Genomic DNA, 14,359 nt, shown 5'->3' with positions numbered 1-14,359 from the left:
GGCTACTACGACAAGAAGGACATCACCCTGGACGAACTCACCGCCCAGATGGCCGGCGGCGCGGAACTGGCCGAACTCGCCCACGAACTCGAACAACTCGGCGGACACACCCAAGCCCTCAAGGAAGTCCAAGCCGAAGTCGCCGGGGTATCCGAAGTGACCGACGTCGCGGGCGCAGCTGACAATTCAAGGGAAAGCAGCCCGCGGCACGCTTAGCGCGCGGGGAGACAGCGCGGACGGAGACGGGGGTCCGCCGGAAAACCGGACGGGCCCCCGCTCGCCATGCCACTGCGGGAATGTGCACGAAGTAGTAGACGGGAAGACAGCATGCCGATCCGGGTTGGCGTTATTGGCGCCGGTGTCATGGGCGCAGACCACATCAGGAACCTCTCCACCACCATCAGCGGGGCCGAAGTCACCTTCGTGGCAGACCTCGACGCCGGACGTGCGGCAGCTGCGGCGCCGCCATCCGCACGCATCACCACCGACCCCTCCGAGCTGATCAACTCCAGCGACGTTGACGCCGTCGTGGTCGCTTCCCATGACTCCACCCATGCGGGACTGGTGCTGGAATGCTTCGAAGCGATGACCCCGGTATTGTGCGAAAAGCCGTTGGCTCCCACGCTCCTGGAAGGCCGCGAAGCGGTGGAAGCCGAAGCCGACCTCTTGGCCGCAACGGGTGCCCGGCTGCTGTCGATGGGCTTCATGAGGCGCTTCGATCCCGGCTATGTCGCCTTGCGCGAAGCCACCCGGGCACGCACGCAAGGCGAGCCTTTGCAGGTCCACTGCACCAGCCGGACCGTATCCGCGGGACCGGGCGCGAGCTCGGAATCCGCCATCACCAACTCGGCCATCCACGAGCTGGACATCATCCCCTGGCTGTTGGATTCGCCTATCACTGAGGTGTCCTGGCAAGCGGGGCGGAGCTCCCGGTACAGCACCGGTGACCTGCGGGACCCGGCCTTCATGCTCCTACGCGCAGCCGACGGCACCCTGGCAACGCTCGAACTCTTCCTCAACGCCCAGTACGGTTACACCACCCGGTGCGAGGTTGTTTCGGAGTTCGGCACTGCCGCGCTCCCGGAACCGGCCGCCCTCGATGTCCGGCAGGAAGGGAAGCGCAGCTCCGAAATCCCCGCAGACTGGCGTCCACGTTTCGCCGACGCGTACCGCCTGCAACTTCAGGCCTGGATCTCCGCCCTCGAAAAGGGAGAGCCAGCGCCGCTCGCCACGGGTGAGGATGGCCTGCGCGCGTCGCAGCTCGCACAAGCGATGATCCGCTCGCTCCACAGCGACGGAGCCTACACAAAGGTGATCTACTGATGGTTTCATCCGGTCTGCCAGTATCAAGGGTGCCGGATTCGTGCGACGCTCCGGCGTTGCGCTGGGGGATCATGGGTCCGGGGTGGATTGCCGAACGCTTCGCGGAATCGGTGCAGGCCCACTCAACGCAAGTGATCGCCGCCGTCGGCTCCCGCTCCCTGGACCGCTCCAAGGCGTTCGCGGATGCTTTCGGCGTGCCCGCCGCCTATGGAAGCTACGAAGAGCTGGCCGCGGCTCCGGACATAGACATTGTGTACGTGTGCACTCCGCACAACTTCCACCATGCGGCTGCTTTGATGGCCATCGAGGCCGGCAAACACGTCCTGGTCGAGAAACCGATCGGCCTGAATGCCGCGCAGGCACGGGATATCGCCGCGCGGGCCAAGGCAGCCGGCGTTTTCGCCGCCGAGGCTATGTGGAGCTTCTTCCTTCCGAAGTTCGACGTGATCCGGCAAGTGCTCGACGCCGGGACGCTGGGTACCGTAACGACGGTCCTGGCGGAATACGGTGAGCACTTTGAACGAGGCCACCGCATCTTCGATCCCGCTCTGGCTGGCGGGCCATTGCTGGACCTCGGCACCTACCCTCTGGCCCTCATCACCGAAGTCCTCGGCGCCCCGGAACGCTTGAGCGCTTTCGGCGAGCCCCACGAATCGGGTGTCAACGGCCAACTCTCCGCCATCATGCAATTCACGGGCGGGGGCCAGGCCGTGATGAATACGCACTTGCATAATTTCACCCCCACCGCGGCGACGATCGTTGGCTCCGAGGCCACATTGACCATCGACGGCCCCTTCAATATGCCCGGCGGTTTCGAGCTCCGTTTCCCGGACGGCACGCGGCTTCGCCACAACGAGGCTGTGGGCGGGCATGTGGAAGGCTTGCACTTCGAAGCCGCAGCGGTGGCCCGCGCCGTCGCCGCGGGTGAGACGGAAACCCAACAACGGCCCCTGGCCTCCTCCATCCGGACGATGGATGTTGCCGATGAAATCCGCCGCCAAGTGGGCATTGAATTCCAGGGCGAAGGCAATGCCGCCTGAGCAATTGTTGTACTGACTATCGAAAGGACGGGCCCATGGCCTACATCGAACAGCACTCCTCCAGTCTCCCCACGCCTGTGCGGCTTGGACTCATAGGGTCCGGCTGGATGGGAGCGTTTCACGGCGAAAGCATAGCTCGCAGGGTTCCGGGTGCGGTCCTGGCCGCCGTCGCCGATCCCAACGTGGACTCCGCCGCGTCCGTGGCTTCCCAGCTTGGTACGGCGAAGGTCACCCCCGACGCCGCGGACATCCTGGCCGATCCTGACATCGATGCCGTCATCATCGCCAGTCCCGCGCGTTTTCACGCTTCCCTGATCGCCCAGGCCGCGGCCGCCGGCAAGCACGTATTTTGCGAGAAGCCTGCCGCGCAGAGCCTCGAAGAGCTCGACGCCGCCCTCCTCGCCGTCGAAACCGCCGGGGTACATTTCCAGATCGGCTTCAATCGCCGTTACGCCACCGACTTCCAAGCCGCGAAGAAGGACCTGGCCGAAGGAATTGTAGGGGAGCCGCAGCTCTTCCGCTCGTTGACAAGGGATCCGGGTACCGGGAGCATCGGACATGCAGCCAGGATTCCGGCCTGGACGATTTTCCTGGAAACCCTCATCCACGATTTCGACACTCTGAACTGGTTCAACGAAGGCGCCGAACCGGTGGAGGTCTACGCCGTCGCGGACGCACTGGTTGAGCCGAGCCTTCGTGACCAGGGATTCCTGGACACCGCCGTGGTCACCATCCGCTACAGCAATGGCGCCCTGGCGGTGGCGGAAGCCAACTTCAGTGCGCTGTACGGCTATGACGTCAGGGGCGAAGTCTTCGGCTCCAAGGGCATGGTGCAGGCCGGACGGCCCACTGAAACGGCTGCCCTGAGGTACACGGCAGAGGGCCTCTCCGCTGAGACTCCGAGGCTCAACGTGGAACTGTTCCGCGAAGCCTACACCGCTGAGCTCGTGGACTTCGCGGCGGCAGTCCGCGCGCGCCGCGATGGCACGCAACCGCCGTCGGGCGCTTTCACCCTCACCCCGGGAGCCGCGGATGCGCGGCGCGCCCTCGCGGTGGCGCTGGCCTGCATCGAATCGGTCCAGCAAGGCGGACCGGTGGCGGTACCTGCAGTTTCGAGCAACAGCAAGGCCGGTGTCTGATGCGGCTGGCTGTCTGCGCCGAAATGGTCTTCACGGAACTGCCGTTCGCCGAGCGGGTACGTCGGATCCATGAGGCCGGATTCGACGTCGAACTCTGGGATTCGAGGAGCAAGGACATTGCCGCACTCAAGGCGAGCGGTGCGGTCTTTTCCTCCATGACCGGCTACACCTCCGGCAGCCTGGTTGACGCGGACACCGCCGATGATGTGGTGAGGACGGCCGAGACGCTGGTTCCGACCGCTTTGGAACTCGGCGTCAGCCGCATGGTGGTGCACTCGGCGGAGCTGATCGACGGCAAAGCAGCCCGTCCCGCCTACCGGGCCAACGGCAGTATGTGGATCACGGGTGCCCGGACCCTTGAACGCCTTGGCGCGCTCGGGGAAAAGCACGGACTGACGTTTTGCCTCGAAAACCTCAACACCGTGCTGGACCACCCCGGAATTCCGCTCGCACGGGCCAAGGACACTTTGGCGCTCGTGGAGGCGGCCGGACATCCCAACGTGAAGATGATGCTGGACCTGTACCACGCTCAATTGGGGGAGGGGAACCTCATTGAACTGGTGCGTACCGCCTTGCCGCACATCGGCGAGATCCAGGTGGCGGACGTCCCCGGCCGCTGTGAACCCGGCACCGGCGAAATCAATTACCTGGCTGTGGCTCGGGCGCTCGTCGCCGCGGGCTACGAAGGCACCGTCGGCATGGAGGCCTGGGCCAGCGGAGACGACATGGAGGCGCTCGAGGCATTCCGGCGGGCGTTCACGGTTGAGGCCGCGGAATCCCGCAACAGCTCAGCTTTTTCAACGGAGGTAGCACTATGAAGGACGTCGTTCTCGGGCTGGTTGGAGTAGGGCGGATCGGCGTCATGCATGCCAGCAACATCGCGGCCCTCAACGGGGAATTGAATGGACAAGGCATCAACGTGGAGTTGCGGCTCACGGACGTGGCTGAAGACCATGCCCGTCGAGTCGCAGCTGGTCTCGGCGCCGAGTTCCTGCCCTCGGTGGAGGCGTTGATCGCCTCCGGCGTGGATGGGCTGGTGATCGCAACCGGCACGGGTACGCACCCGGAACTAATCCGAGCTGGGGTGGACGCCGGTATCCCGGTGTTCTGCGAGAAGCCTGTAGCCATGAATGTGGCCGATTCGCTGCCTGTCCTGGAACATATCCGTGCCAACGATGGCGTGGTGCAGATCGGCCACCAGCGTCGCTTCGATGCCGGCTACCTTGAAGCCAGGCGTGCGTACCAAGCGGGGGAGCTCGGCTGGATCCACTCACTGCGCGCCGTGACCTGCGACATGGCACCGCCGCCCGTGGAGTTCCTGGCAACGTCCGGCGGGTTGTTCCGCGATTGCTCGGTCCACGACTTCGACATCCTGCGCTGGCTGACCGGCCGCGAGATCGTAGAGGTCTATGCCAAGGGTTCCAACAACGGCGATCCCGCCATCGGAGAAGTGGGCGATGTGGACACCGCCTTAGCTCTGATCACCTTCGACGACGGGACGGTCGGCACAGTCTCGGCAACCCGCTACAACGGTGCAGGGCATGACGTTCGCCTCGAAATCCAAGGCTCCAAGCGTTCCGTCATGGTTGGCCTGGACGACAAGACAGCCATGGAATCAGCCGAGGCCGGGATCGCCTTCCCGTCCGGAGAACCCCACAAGACCTTCGCCGAACGCTTCGACCAGGCCTACCGCTCGGAAATGGCGGCCTTCGTTGAACTGGTCCTGGGCCAACGGGAAAACCCGTGCACCCCCGAGGACGCCGTCGCAGCTTCCCGTGTGGCGGATGCCGCGCAGGAGTCGCTGGCAAGCGGAGTTCCCGTCAGAGTGGCGCTAGTGGGGGCGAAGGCGAGTTAGGCGATTACAGGTCCCAACTAGCTCGCAGTTGTTGTCGTTTTGACGGCCCAGAACGACAACAACTGCTTGGGCCCACGCCGCCAGGGTTCCCTGGCCGTGGGGCCCCGCCGGCGAGGGCCCCAGCCTGAGCTTGCGAAGGTTGGGAGCCGGCGGGGACTTGCGAGGCGAGGGTGGCGGTGGGGATTGGGTGTGCGGCTCCTTAGGCGCCGAACGGCAGGCGGGGGTCGATGTCCTGTCCGTCCCAGCTCTGCCGCACCCACCCGTGGTGGGGGTCGTCGCTGATGAGCCATTCCCGCACAGGTCCCGGGCCGGCCATGACGTTCAGGTAGTACAAGTCGTAGCCGGGAGCGGCCATGGCGGGGCCGTGCCAGCCGTAGGGAACAAGAACGACGTCGCCCGTGCGAACCTCCGCGGCCACATCGATCGGCCGTTCATCTGAGGCGTAGACACGCTGATAGCCGATTGCATCGGCGTCGGCGGGTGCACCCGACCCTTGAGCCACGCGGGTCTCGAAGTAGTAGATTTCCTCAAGCTCCGTTTCGCCGTCCTTTTCCTCGTCATGCTTGTGCGGAGGATAGGAGGACCAGTTGCCTGCGGGCGTCAGCACTTCGCAGACGATGAAACGGTCGGCCTCAAGGGCGGCGGGAGTGCCGAAGTTGTGGACCTGGCGGGAGCAGTTGCCTGCTCCGCGCAGCTCCACAGGGGTTTCGGCCGCGGTCACGAGCCTGGTGGGGTACGACGCATTGGCGGGGGCAGTCGCGACGGCGACTCGGCCACCGTCGGGCGAACTGATGGTGACCGCGGCGTTCGTGCCGGAATACAGGACATCGCTGGGGCCATGGAATACCGACGCCCGCCCCGCGAGGGGATACTCGACGTCGTCGACCGTCACCGTGAAGGCGCCGTTGAGCGGCACAATGATCCGCTCCTCAGCTGCGGCGGGGAGTTCGACGGCGGCGCCCGCGGCGAGCGTGGCCACCTTGAGCCCGGTGTGGGCCCACCCGTCCACAGTCAACGCGGAATCGGAGGTTCCGAGCGAGATGTCCCAATCGCCGTCGTTGGCGGTTCCCAGTGGATAGACCCAGTTGGCCATGAAGTTGTGTCCTTGCGTTAGCGCTGTACGAGTGTCATTTCAAAGCTGTAGGAATCGGCCCGGTACACGTGGTGGCCGGTTTCCACCATGCGTCCGGTGTCGTCGACGGCGGTCCGTTCCATGGTGACCAATGCCGAGCCGACTTCCGCCTCCAAGAGCGGTGCCTGGTAGTCATTGGCGATCATGGCGCCGATCCGCTGCGAAGCGAGCCGGAAATTGACGCCGCCGCGGCGGAGGATGGCGTAGAGGCCTTCTTCCGCGAGCATGGCCTCGTCCATGGTGGCGATGTCGTCGCGGACCCAGTTCTCCATGAGCGCCAGGGGCTTGCCGCCCACTTTGCGCAAGCGCGTGAAGTGGTACACCTTTGAACCGGCCGGAAGCTGGAGGGCAGTCAGCGTCGCAGCGTCGGCCTCCATGTGCGAGAAGCTCAGGACCTGCGTCGTGGGCTTCTTGCCGTTGTTGGTCAGGTCGTCGTAGAGGCTGGAGAGCTCCAGGGGCCGGCGGACCTGGCTCGACACCACCTGTGTGCCGACGCCGCGCTTGCGGACCAACAGGCCCGAGCGGACGAGCTCGTCCATGGCCTTGCGCATGGTGGGCCGGGACAGGTTGAGCTGTGCGGCGAGGTCTATCTCGTTGTCCAAACGGCTTCCGGGCTCGAGCACTCCGCTGTGGATGGCGGCCTCGATGCCCTGGACCACCTGGTGGTACAAGGGCACAGGGGAAGAACGGTCGATAGTGAGGCCAAGTTGATTCGCCATTGCATGCTCCCTCGCATTCCAGGACCGTCCCGGAAGTTGCAAGCATGTCCGTTCATGTTCGCTTGATAGGACATACTGCTTTACTGATGATAGCAGGAGCATTGCGCGGGTCAAGGGTGCTGGAGGCGCGTCTATTGCGCCGTTTCAGGGGTCTTGTTTGGGACATGTCCAGACATCAGGACGAGCGTCTGGCGCTGCTGCGTTGACGGACGTAGCCGACGGCGGCAAGCACGGCGCCCAGTCCCTCGGCGACTGCGCTGAGGGTCTTCTCGAAAAACCATACGGGCTCGTACATGGACGGGAGCGGACCGATGGCAGGTATGTCGACATAGCGGTAGAGGAGGACCGCAATGAAGGCGCTTCCAGCGACGACCACCGCGGCGGCGTAGGCAGGCCGACTGCCGCGGACCAGGACATACAGGGCGACGAGGATTGCGACCGCGCCCTCAAGGCGGAACAGATTGCCTTCACCGATTCCGCCAGGGGCACCCAACTGGTAGCCGGAGGCGAGATCGAAGTGCACCACGGCGTCGACGACCAGGGCCGCCGCCACAAGCAGCCGCAGCAGGATGTCCCTCGGCCTGCGGCTCATCGGCTTGCGGCGGGCCGCTTCACGGGTGCTCATTTTGCTGTGCTCATTTCACGACCAGCGTTCCGTGCATGTTGGAGTGGTACGCGCAGTGGTAGGGGTAGCTGCCCGGTGTGGTGGGCGCCGTGAACTGGACCGTTCCGCCTGCGCCGTCGACGGCGGCGTCGAACGCCTTTCCGTCGTCCGAGGTGACCGTGTGGGCCTGCGTGTCCTCGTTCTTCACGGTGATTTTGGCGCCCGGGCTGACCGAGACAGGTCCTTGATAACCGAAGTCCTTGATGGTGATAGTGAGCGATTGCGAGGTCCCGGACGGCGGAGCAGTCGACGACGCGGCGGAAGGTGGGCTCGACGATGCGCCCTGGTAGCCGGTTCCGGACGCCCCGCAACCGCTCACGGCAATCAGGGCAGCCGCTCCAACGATGACCATCATGGCCTTGGGGTTGCTCCTCATGTTTGGTTCCCCGCTTCTCGTGTCCGGTGGCGCGAAAGTGCTTGCCACATTGATGAGACGAATTCCGGAGCGGTCAGGTTCACGGGCGCGGGAAATTGTTTCCGGCGAGCGGGGGCGTCCCGCTCCATCACCCCACCGGACGCAGCGTCCTGCAGACCTCCACGAACGCCTTGAACGGGGCGAGCCGTTCCTCGTCGGGCAGCTGCGAGGCCTCGGGATGCCATTGCACGGATGCCACCCAGCGCTGCGGATCCTCGAGGGCTTCCACGGTCCCGTCCTCCGCGACCGCCGTCACCACCAAGCCATCGCCTATCCGGGCCACGGCTTGGTGATGTCCCGAAGCAATCCGCACCGAGCCCCGTGCGTTGTAGAGTCCAGCCACTTTGGATTCCGGTGAAAGTTCGACGTCGTGCCACGCCCAGGCGCTGAGCTCGCCTTCCGCCGGGCTGAGGCCGTTGTGCTCGACCGATGAGGGGCGCATGTCCTGGATGAGCGTCCCGCCGTAGACCACGTTGAGGAGCTGGTGGCCGCGGCAGATTCCGAGGGTGGGCAAACCGGCGTCGAGCGATCCACGGGCCACCGCCAAGTCCAAGCGATCCTGGTCAGGGTTGACGTCGTAGCAGGCGTCAGTCGCTTCTTCACCGTAGAGCCGCGGATCCAGGTCTCCGCCGCCGGGCAGCAGGACCCCGTTGAGGGAGCGAAGCTCGGCGGCCAGCGGACCGGCTTCGTCGGTAAAGGAGGCGTCCAGGAGTACAGGCTCCGCACCGGAGTCGCGCACCAGTTCGACGATGAAGTCGAAGAGTTCATTCGCCTCTCCCACGCGGGGATCCGTGCTTTCGGAGCTGCTGAGGCGGACGGGAATGCCGATCCGGGGCCGGACGCTGCTCTGCTGTTCGGAAGTCTGCATGCTCCATGATGCACTGGACGGGAGACTCCTGCGCAACGGGAACCGCGGGCTTACGCTGATGCCATGAATCCGTCGCGCGCACTGACTCCCAGTCCCCGCACGCTCGACATTGAGAGCGTGGCCCATTTCGACCGGCTCCTGAGCTCCGGTGCCGCAACGATGCACGGTTGGCACGCCCAGTCGCTTGACTTACGGGGCCGGCGGGCGGACCTGCAGCGGCTGGATCCCCAAGGCGCCATCTTCCTGGGCTGTACTTTCGACGACGGCGTCGAGGACTCCCTGCGGAGCCGAGGCGCACTCATCTTTCCGAAGCTGCGCGGGGTGCCGTTCAACCCGTACCGGGGCAGCCTCTACAGCGCCGCCGAACTGTACGAGGACATTGACTCCACGGAATACGAAGCCACCTTGGATGCCCAGGTCTACCACTGGAGCATCATGCCGGGGCAACGGACCAGCCTGGACGCCACCCTCGCCGCAGCCCTGCACGACCACGCTATCGGGGACGCCTTGGACGAGCTCCTGGGCAACGGGGATTTCGCGGGGAACAAGATCGTGGGAGTCGTGGGCGGCCACGTCGCGCAACGCGGAACACAGGACTTCGACGACGCGGCGCGCCTGGGCCGGCTCTTGGCCTTGTCCGGCTTCACGGTAGCCACCGGGGGAGGGCCCGGTGCCATGGAAGCCGCCAATTTGGGCGCCTACTTGAGCGGACTGCCCGACGCCGATTTCGCCTCCGCGCTGCAGTCGCTCGCGGCGGTGCCGGGTTTCCGTCCCTCGGTGACGGCGTGGGCGCGGGCGGCGGCCGCCGTCGTCGGGCACCATCCGAGCGGAAGGACGTCGCTGGGCATCCCCACCTGGTTCTACGGACACGAGCCGCCCAACCTCTTCGCCACCCACATCGCCAAGTACTTCGCCAACTCCGTGCGCGAAGCGATCCTGCTGGAGCTATGCAACGGCGGGATCGTGTTCCTTCCGGGCTCAGCCGGCACCGTGCAGGAAATCTTCCAGGACGCGTGCGAGAACTTCTACGGCGCCCCGGGAACCGTCACGCCCATGGTGCTCGTAGGGCGCGATCATTGGGAGCACAAGTATCCCGCGTGGCCCATGTTGCAGAGCCTTGCTGCCGGGAAGGTGATGGAGGGCCGGATCTTCCTGGTGGACAGCGTCGAGGAAGCGCTCGCCGTGGTCGCGGGCTAACTGCTTGGTTATGGCGGTTCGTAACGACAACAAATGCGAGCTACTTGGGAGTTAGTGCGGGGCGCGGCCGCCCAGGCGCGTGGTGACTTTGCGGGCTGCGTCTTGGCATGCCTCGCCGAGGCTGGCGAGCGTGTCCTGCGAGACCCGAAACTTCGGCGCCGGGATCAGGACGGAGGCAACGATGTCTCCGCGGTGGTCAAAGACGGGCGATGCGACGCCGACTTCTTCGATGGACGTTTCGCCGAAATTGAAGGCCCAGCCCCGGGTCACGGACTCCTGCAGCCGAAGAAGGTAGGCCTCGATTGCTTCCTCGTCGAGACCGGGCAATGTAATGGAGCCGCTGCGGAGGAGCTTGCGGACACGGTCGGCGTCTTCGGCGGCGAGGAAGACCTGCACCGAGGAGCTGAGCGCCTCGTTGTAGCGGGCACCCAGCGGAGCGAGGTGCTTGACTTGGTGGCGGCTGGCGATTTGCTCTACGCACATGGATTCGCTCCCGTTCCACACCATGAGCGCGCTCGTCTCGCCTGTCCGTTCGCTCAGCTCACGCAGCACGGGATAGGCCACGCGGCGCTCTTCCAGTTCGGCAAGGAGGGGGCCGGCAAGGGCGATCATCCCCAAGCCGAGCCGGAAGCGGCGGGACTCGGGGTCGCGCTCCACCAGATGTTCTTGTTCGAAGGTTGCCAGGATCCGGGACACGGTGCTCTTGTGCAAGCCGATCCTGCCGGCGATCTCGGTGACTCCCAGCAAGGGTTCTTCGGCGGTGAAGCTGCGGAGCACGGCAATGGCATTCTCGAGTACCGAAGCGCCTTTGGAATCGCCGTTGGCCGGGGTTTCGCTGGTGGTTGCACGCCGTTCTGCACGCGGTTCTGCTGGGGTCATGATGGTCACTATATGGCTCTTTTAATGGGGACATGCCCAGCCTTGGCCGAGAGCAATGAGCATATGAGTCATATGTCCATTGCTCGGACGCAAGGCTGGGCATGTCCACGGGAAGTGGGGGTTAGGCGCCGATGATGTTGTATTCCGGGCCGAACGGGAACTTGGTGATGTTCTCGGCACCGTCTTCACCGACCACCAGGATGTCGTGCTCCCGGTACCCGCCTGCACCCGGCTCGCCATCGAGGACGGTGATCATCGGTTCCATGGAGACCACCATGCCGGGCTCCAGGACCGTGTCGATGTCCTCGCGCAGCTCCAGTCCGGCTTCACGGCCGTAATAGTGCGAGAGGACCCCGAAGGAGTGTCCGTAGCCGAAGGTGCGGTTGGCGAGAAGACCGTGCGAAACATAGATCTCGTTGAGCTCAGCAGCGATGTCCTTGCAGACCGCCCCGGGCTTGATGAGCTCGAGGCCACGCTTGTGGACCTCCACGTTGATGTTCCACAGTTCCAGGGAGCGGGCATCGGGTTCGCCGTAGAACAGGGTGCGCTCCAGGGCCGTGTAGTAGCCCGAGGTCATGGGGAAGCAGTTCAGGGACAGGATGTCGTGTTCCTGGATCTTGCGGGTGGTGGCCCAGTTGTGGGCGCCGTCCGTGTTGATGCCGGACTGGAACCACACCCAGGTGTCGCGGATCTCGGAGTCCGGGAACGTCCGGGCGATCTCGTGCACCATGGCTTCGGTGCCGATCAGGGCAACCTCGTACTCGGTGATTCCTGCCGTGATGGCGTTGCGAATGGCCTCGCCGCCGAGGTCGCCGATCCGGGCGCCGTGCTTGATGACCTCGATCTCTTCGGCCGATTTGATCATGCGCTGGCGCATGGCGGCCTGGGCGACGTCCACTAGCGTCGCCCCGGAGAAGGCGGCCTGGATCTTGTTGCGGTTGTCCAGGGGAAGGGAATCGTCCTCGACACCCAGGCGGCGGACGGTGATCCCGCGGGTTCGCAGCACTTCCTGGATACCGAAGATGTAGTTGTCCCGGCGCCAGTCCGTGTAGACAAGGTTGTCCCCGTAGCTGCGGCGCCACGGCATTCCGGCGTCGATGTTGGCGGTAACGGTGACGGTGTCGTCGGCCGTGACCACCATGGCGTAGGAACGGCCGAAGTAGGTGAACAGGAAGTCGGAGTAGTACTTGATGGAGTGGTAGCTGGTCAGGACAACGGCGTCCAGATCCTTCTCGGCCATGATCCGGCGAAGACCCGCGAGGCGTCGTTCAAACTCTGTGTCGGAGAACGTCAGGGAGACTTTCTCTCCGTTGTTGAGGACCTTGAGGCGCTCCAGCTTGGCGACGTCGCTTACGGCTTCATTCTCGGTGATGGTCATGGGTGGTGTTCCTTTCAATGGGTGGGTTGTTTTCAGTCCTGCTGGAGGGGCTTCTTGGAAGTCTCCACAGCGAAGAGGACCGCGATGAGGGAAATGACGGAGGCTGCTACGAGGTACCAGCCGGGGGCCAGCTGGTTGTGGGTCAGGCCGATGAGGAGTGTTGCCATGAACGGGGCGGTGCCGCCGAACAGGGCGTTGGAGAGATTGAAGCTGACGGCGAAGCCGCTGTAGCGGACCCTCGTGGGGAAGAGCTCGGCAAGGAAGCTGGGCAGGGTGCCGTCGTTGAGGGTGAGCATGGCGCCCAGCAGGATCTGGACCAGGACAATGACCAGGAAATTTCCGGTGTCGAGGAGCATGAACGCCGGAACGGTCAGCACCACGAACAGTACGGAAGCCGTGATGAGCATGCGCTTGCGGCCGAACCTGTCCGAGGCGATACCCGTCAGGAAGATGAATCCGATGTAGCTGAGGAGGGCAATGGTGGTGGCCAGGAACGATTCGGCTGCACCGAAATGAAGCTCCTCGGAAAGGTACGTCGGCATGTAGCTGAGGATCACGTAGAAGCCGACGGCGTTGAGCAGCACCGCGCCCGTCGCGATGATCAGCTGCTTGCGGTACGTCTTGAACATCGCGAAGGCCGGAGCCTTGACCGCGGTGTCCTTCGCGGCCATTTCGCGGAAGGCCGGGGTGTCCTCGAGTTTGGTACGGATGTAGCGGCCAATCAGGCCCATCGGGGCGGCCAGGAGGAAGGGCAATCGCCAGCCCCATTCGCCGAGCTGCTCGGCGCTCAGTACCGAACTGAGAAGTGCCGCCAGAAGGGAACCGAGCAGCAGGCCTGCCGCCGTGCTGGCAGGTACGACGGCGGCATAGAGTCCGCGCCGATTGGCCGGCGCGTACTCCACCAGGAAGGCTGAGGCACCTGCGTATTCGCCGGCCGCCGAAAAGCCCTGGACAACCCGGACGAGCAGCAGGAGGACCGGCGCCATGACGCCGATGGTGTTGTAGCCGGGGATGAGGGCGATGCAGAACGTAGCCACGGACATGAGCACGATCGAGAGGGAGAGTGCTTGTTTGCGTCCGAGGCGGTCACCGATGTGGCCCCAAATGAATCCGCCCAATGGACGGACAAAGAAGGAGACGGCGAAGACGCCAAACGTGGCGAGCAGTGCGGTCTGCCGGTCCGATGCGGGGAAGAAGACGGTCGAGATGATCCCGGCAAGGTAGCCGTAGACGGCGTAGTCGAACCATTCGACGAAATTGCCGATGAAGCTTGCAGTGATGACCCGTCGCCGGGTGTCTTTGCTGACTGTGTGGCTATTGGCTGGCATCGATGTGCCGCCTTGGATGGCTGCTTCGTCGGGAAGGTCGCCGGATCCGCCTTTGGATCCGGCAGGAGCGCTTCCCGGGATGGCTGCCACGGAGGATGTTTCGTTTTTCATGAATCCACCAAGAACTTTTGGGGTTGCATTCAACGCAACGCTGTTGCACCAGAATAGATGTGTTGCGCGTCACCGTCAAGAGTCTTCGGCTGTCGCCCAACTGACTCGCACTTGTTGTCGTTTTGAGGGCGCTAAACGACAACAAGTGCTAGCTCGTTGGGAGGGTGGGTGGGAGCTAGGTGGGGTGGATGGCGCAACCACTGCAACGTGGTTGCATGGAATGGCGCGACGGGGATGAAGCCCCCGGCCGGAAAGGCAAAAAAGAAGCTCCCCGGATCGCAGGATCCGGGGAGCTTCAAAGCAAACGTCAG

At 64.5% G+C, this 14,359-nt stretch carries 14 protein-coding genes and 1 pseudogene; 7 read left to right on the top strand and 8 right to left on the bottom strand.

Annotation, left to right across the window (positions count from 1 at the left end; genetic code table 11):
- From AC1DJB_RS17070 to AC1DJB_RS17045, 6 genes and pseudogenes are all read left to right on the top strand, one after another.
- Nucleotides 1–216, top strand: a pseudogene (locus tag AC1DJB_RS17070) (hypothetical protein); the annotation flags it as partial.
- Between the two features lie 111 nt (nucleotides 217–327).
- On the top strand, nucleotides 328–1,323 hold the full coding sequence (locus AC1DJB_RS17065; RefSeq protein WP_441437971.1) for a Gfo/Idh/MocA family oxidoreductase: 996 nt from the start codon (nucleotides 328–330) through the stop codon (nucleotides 1,321–1,323).
- Nucleotides 1,323–2,363, top strand: a complete 1,041-nt coding sequence (locus AC1DJB_RS17060; RefSeq protein ID WP_441433357.1) for a Gfo/Idh/MocA family protein — start codon at nucleotides 1,323–1,325, stop codon at nucleotides 2,361–2,363. Before AC1DJB_RS17065 ends, AC1DJB_RS17060 begins: the two co-directional genes overlap by 1 nt.
- A gap of 35 nt (nucleotides 2,364–2,398) precedes the next feature.
- Nucleotides 2,399–3,502 carry a Gfo/Idh/MocA family oxidoreductase gene (locus AC1DJB_RS17055; protein ID WP_476910585.1) on the top strand — a complete coding sequence of 368 codons (1,104 nt, stop codon included), beginning with the start codon at nucleotides 2,399–2,401 and terminating at the stop codon, nucleotides 3,500–3,502.
- Complete coding sequence (locus AC1DJB_RS17050; protein ID WP_441433356.1) at nucleotides 3,502–4,320, top strand: TIM barrel protein; 819 nt, start codon at nucleotides 3,502–3,504, stop codon at nucleotides 4,318–4,320. Before AC1DJB_RS17055 ends, AC1DJB_RS17050 begins: the two co-directional genes overlap by 1 nt.
- Nucleotides 4,317–5,357 carry a Gfo/Idh/MocA family oxidoreductase gene (locus AC1DJB_RS17045; RefSeq protein WP_059388162.1) on the top strand — a complete coding sequence of 347 codons (1,041 nt, stop codon included), beginning with the start codon at nucleotides 4,317–4,319 and terminating at the stop codon, nucleotides 5,355–5,357. Before AC1DJB_RS17050 ends, AC1DJB_RS17045 begins: the two co-directional genes overlap by 4 nt.
- A 199-nt stretch (nucleotides 5,358–5,556) precedes the next feature.
- Here the strand turns inward: AC1DJB_RS17045 and iolB are convergent, their stop codons facing one another.
- The 5 genes from iolB to AC1DJB_RS17020 all read right to left on the bottom strand — a co-directional run bounded on the left by iolB (nucleotide 5,557) and on the right by AC1DJB_RS17020 (nucleotide 9,155).
- Nucleotides 5,557–6,450, bottom strand: a complete 894-nt coding sequence (gene iolB, locus AC1DJB_RS17040; protein ID WP_307052800.1) for a 5-deoxy-glucuronate isomerase — start codon at nucleotides 6,448–6,450, stop codon at nucleotides 5,557–5,559.
- A 17-nt stretch (nucleotides 6,451–6,467) separates the two neighbouring features.
- A complete protein-coding gene (locus AC1DJB_RS17035) occupies nucleotides 6,468–7,208 on the bottom strand; it encodes a GntR family transcriptional regulator (RefSeq protein ID WP_059388160.1) in 741 nt (246 codons plus the stop codon).
- A 175-nt stretch (nucleotides 7,209–7,383) separates the two neighbouring features.
- Nucleotides 7,384–7,833: a hypothetical protein gene (locus AC1DJB_RS17030; RefSeq protein WP_306962110.1), complete on the bottom strand. Its 450-nt coding sequence runs from the start codon at nucleotides 7,831–7,833 to the stop codon at nucleotides 7,384–7,386.
- A gap of 10 nt (nucleotides 7,834–7,843) precedes the next feature.
- Nucleotides 7,844–8,248, bottom strand: a complete 405-nt coding sequence (locus AC1DJB_RS17025) for a cupredoxin domain-containing protein (protein WP_216363150.1) — start codon at nucleotides 8,246–8,248, stop codon at nucleotides 7,844–7,846.
- Nucleotides 8,249–8,375: 127 nt separating this feature from the next.
- Nucleotides 8,376–9,155, bottom strand: a complete 780-nt coding sequence (locus tag AC1DJB_RS17020) for a gamma-glutamyl-gamma-aminobutyrate hydrolase family protein (protein WP_441433355.1) — start codon at nucleotides 9,153–9,155, stop codon at nucleotides 8,376–8,378.
- A gap of 63 nt (nucleotides 9,156–9,218) precedes the next feature.
- Between AC1DJB_RS17020 and AC1DJB_RS17015 the strand changes: the two genes are divergently transcribed.
- Nucleotides 9,219–10,352, top strand: coding sequence for an LOG family protein (locus AC1DJB_RS17015; protein WP_441433354.1), 1,134 nt, complete (start codon nucleotides 9,219–9,221; stop codon nucleotides 10,350–10,352).
- A gap of 51 nt (nucleotides 10,353–10,403) precedes the next feature.
- On the opposite strand, the gene AC1DJB_RS17010 is transcribed toward AC1DJB_RS17015, so the two are convergent.
- The 3 genes from AC1DJB_RS17010 to AC1DJB_RS17000 form a co-directional block, all read right to left on the bottom strand.
- Nucleotides 10,404–11,231, bottom strand: a complete 828-nt coding sequence (locus AC1DJB_RS17010) for an IclR family transcriptional regulator (RefSeq protein ID WP_059388157.1) — start codon at nucleotides 11,229–11,231, stop codon at nucleotides 10,404–10,406.
- 121 nt (nucleotides 11,232–11,352) lie between these two features.
- Nucleotides 11,353–12,609, bottom strand: coding sequence for an aminopeptidase P family protein (locus tag AC1DJB_RS17005; protein ID WP_441433353.1), 1,257 nt, complete (start codon nucleotides 12,607–12,609; stop codon nucleotides 11,353–11,355).
- A 32-nt stretch (nucleotides 12,610–12,641) separates the two neighbouring features.
- Nucleotides 12,642–13,937: an MFS transporter gene (locus AC1DJB_RS17000; protein WP_253257232.1), complete on the bottom strand. Its 1,296-nt coding sequence runs from the start codon at nucleotides 13,935–13,937 to the stop codon at nucleotides 12,642–12,644.
- Nucleotides 13,938–14,359: the final 422 nt, after the last annotated feature.

It is taken from the genome of Arthrobacter sp. 01T428, assembly GCF_056398685.1.
Note: the sequence above shows the minus strand (reverse complement) of the source record. Positions and strands in the feature narration are given on the sequence as shown.

Excerpts from the sequence above, each read along its gene's own strand:
- AC1DJB_RS17005 (WP_441433353.1), bottom strand. The coding sequence starts at position 12,609 with ATGACCATCACCGAGAATGAAGCCGTAAGCGACGTCGCCAAGCTGGAG.
- AC1DJB_RS17060 (WP_441433357.1), top strand. The coding sequence starts at position 1,323 with ATGGTTTCATCCGGTCTGCCAGTATCAAGGGTGCCGGATTCGTGCGAC.
- AC1DJB_RS17045 (WP_059388162.1), top strand. The coding sequence starts at position 4,317 with ATGAAGGACGTCGTTCTCGGGCTGGTTGGAGTAGGGCGGATCGGCGTC.
- AC1DJB_RS17030 (WP_306962110.1), bottom strand. The coding sequence starts at position 7,833 with ATGAGCACCCGTGAAGCGGCCCGCCGCAAGCCGATGAGCCGCAGGCCG.
- iolB (WP_307052800.1), bottom strand. The coding sequence starts at position 6,450 with ATGGCCAACTGGGTCTATCCACTGGGAACCGCCAACGACGGCGATTGG.
- AC1DJB_RS17025 (WP_216363150.1), bottom strand. The coding sequence starts at position 8,248 with ATGAGGAGCAACCCCAAGGCCATGATGGTCATCGTTGGAGCGGCTGCC.
- AC1DJB_RS17000 (WP_253257232.1), bottom strand. The coding sequence starts at position 13,937 with ATGCCAGCCAATAGCCACACAGTCAGCAAAGACACCCGGCGACGGGTC.
- AC1DJB_RS17055 (WP_476910585.1), top strand. The coding sequence starts at position 2,399 with ATGGCCTACATCGAACAGCACTCCTCCAGTCTCCCCACGCCTGTGCGG.
- AC1DJB_RS17050 (WP_441433356.1), top strand. The coding sequence starts at position 3,502 with ATGCGGCTGGCTGTCTGCGCCGAAATGGTCTTCACGGAACTGCCGTTC.
- AC1DJB_RS17035 (WP_059388160.1), bottom strand. The coding sequence starts at position 7,208 with ATGGCGAATCAACTTGGCCTCACTATCGACCGTTCTTCCCCTGTGCCC.
- AC1DJB_RS17010 (WP_059388157.1), bottom strand. The coding sequence starts at position 11,231 with ATGACCCCAGCAGAACCGCGTGCAGAACGGCGTGCAACCACCAGCGAA.
- AC1DJB_RS17065 (WP_441437971.1), top strand. The coding sequence starts at position 328 with ATGCCGATCCGGGTTGGCGTTATTGGCGCCGGTGTCATGGGCGCAGAC.
- AC1DJB_RS17020 (WP_441433355.1), bottom strand. The coding sequence starts at position 9,155 with ATGCAGACTTCCGAACAGCAGAGCAGCGTCCGGCCCCGGATCGGCATT.
- AC1DJB_RS17015 (WP_441433354.1), top strand. The coding sequence starts at position 9,219 with ATGAATCCGTCGCGCGCACTGACTCCCAGTCCCCGCACGCTCGACATT.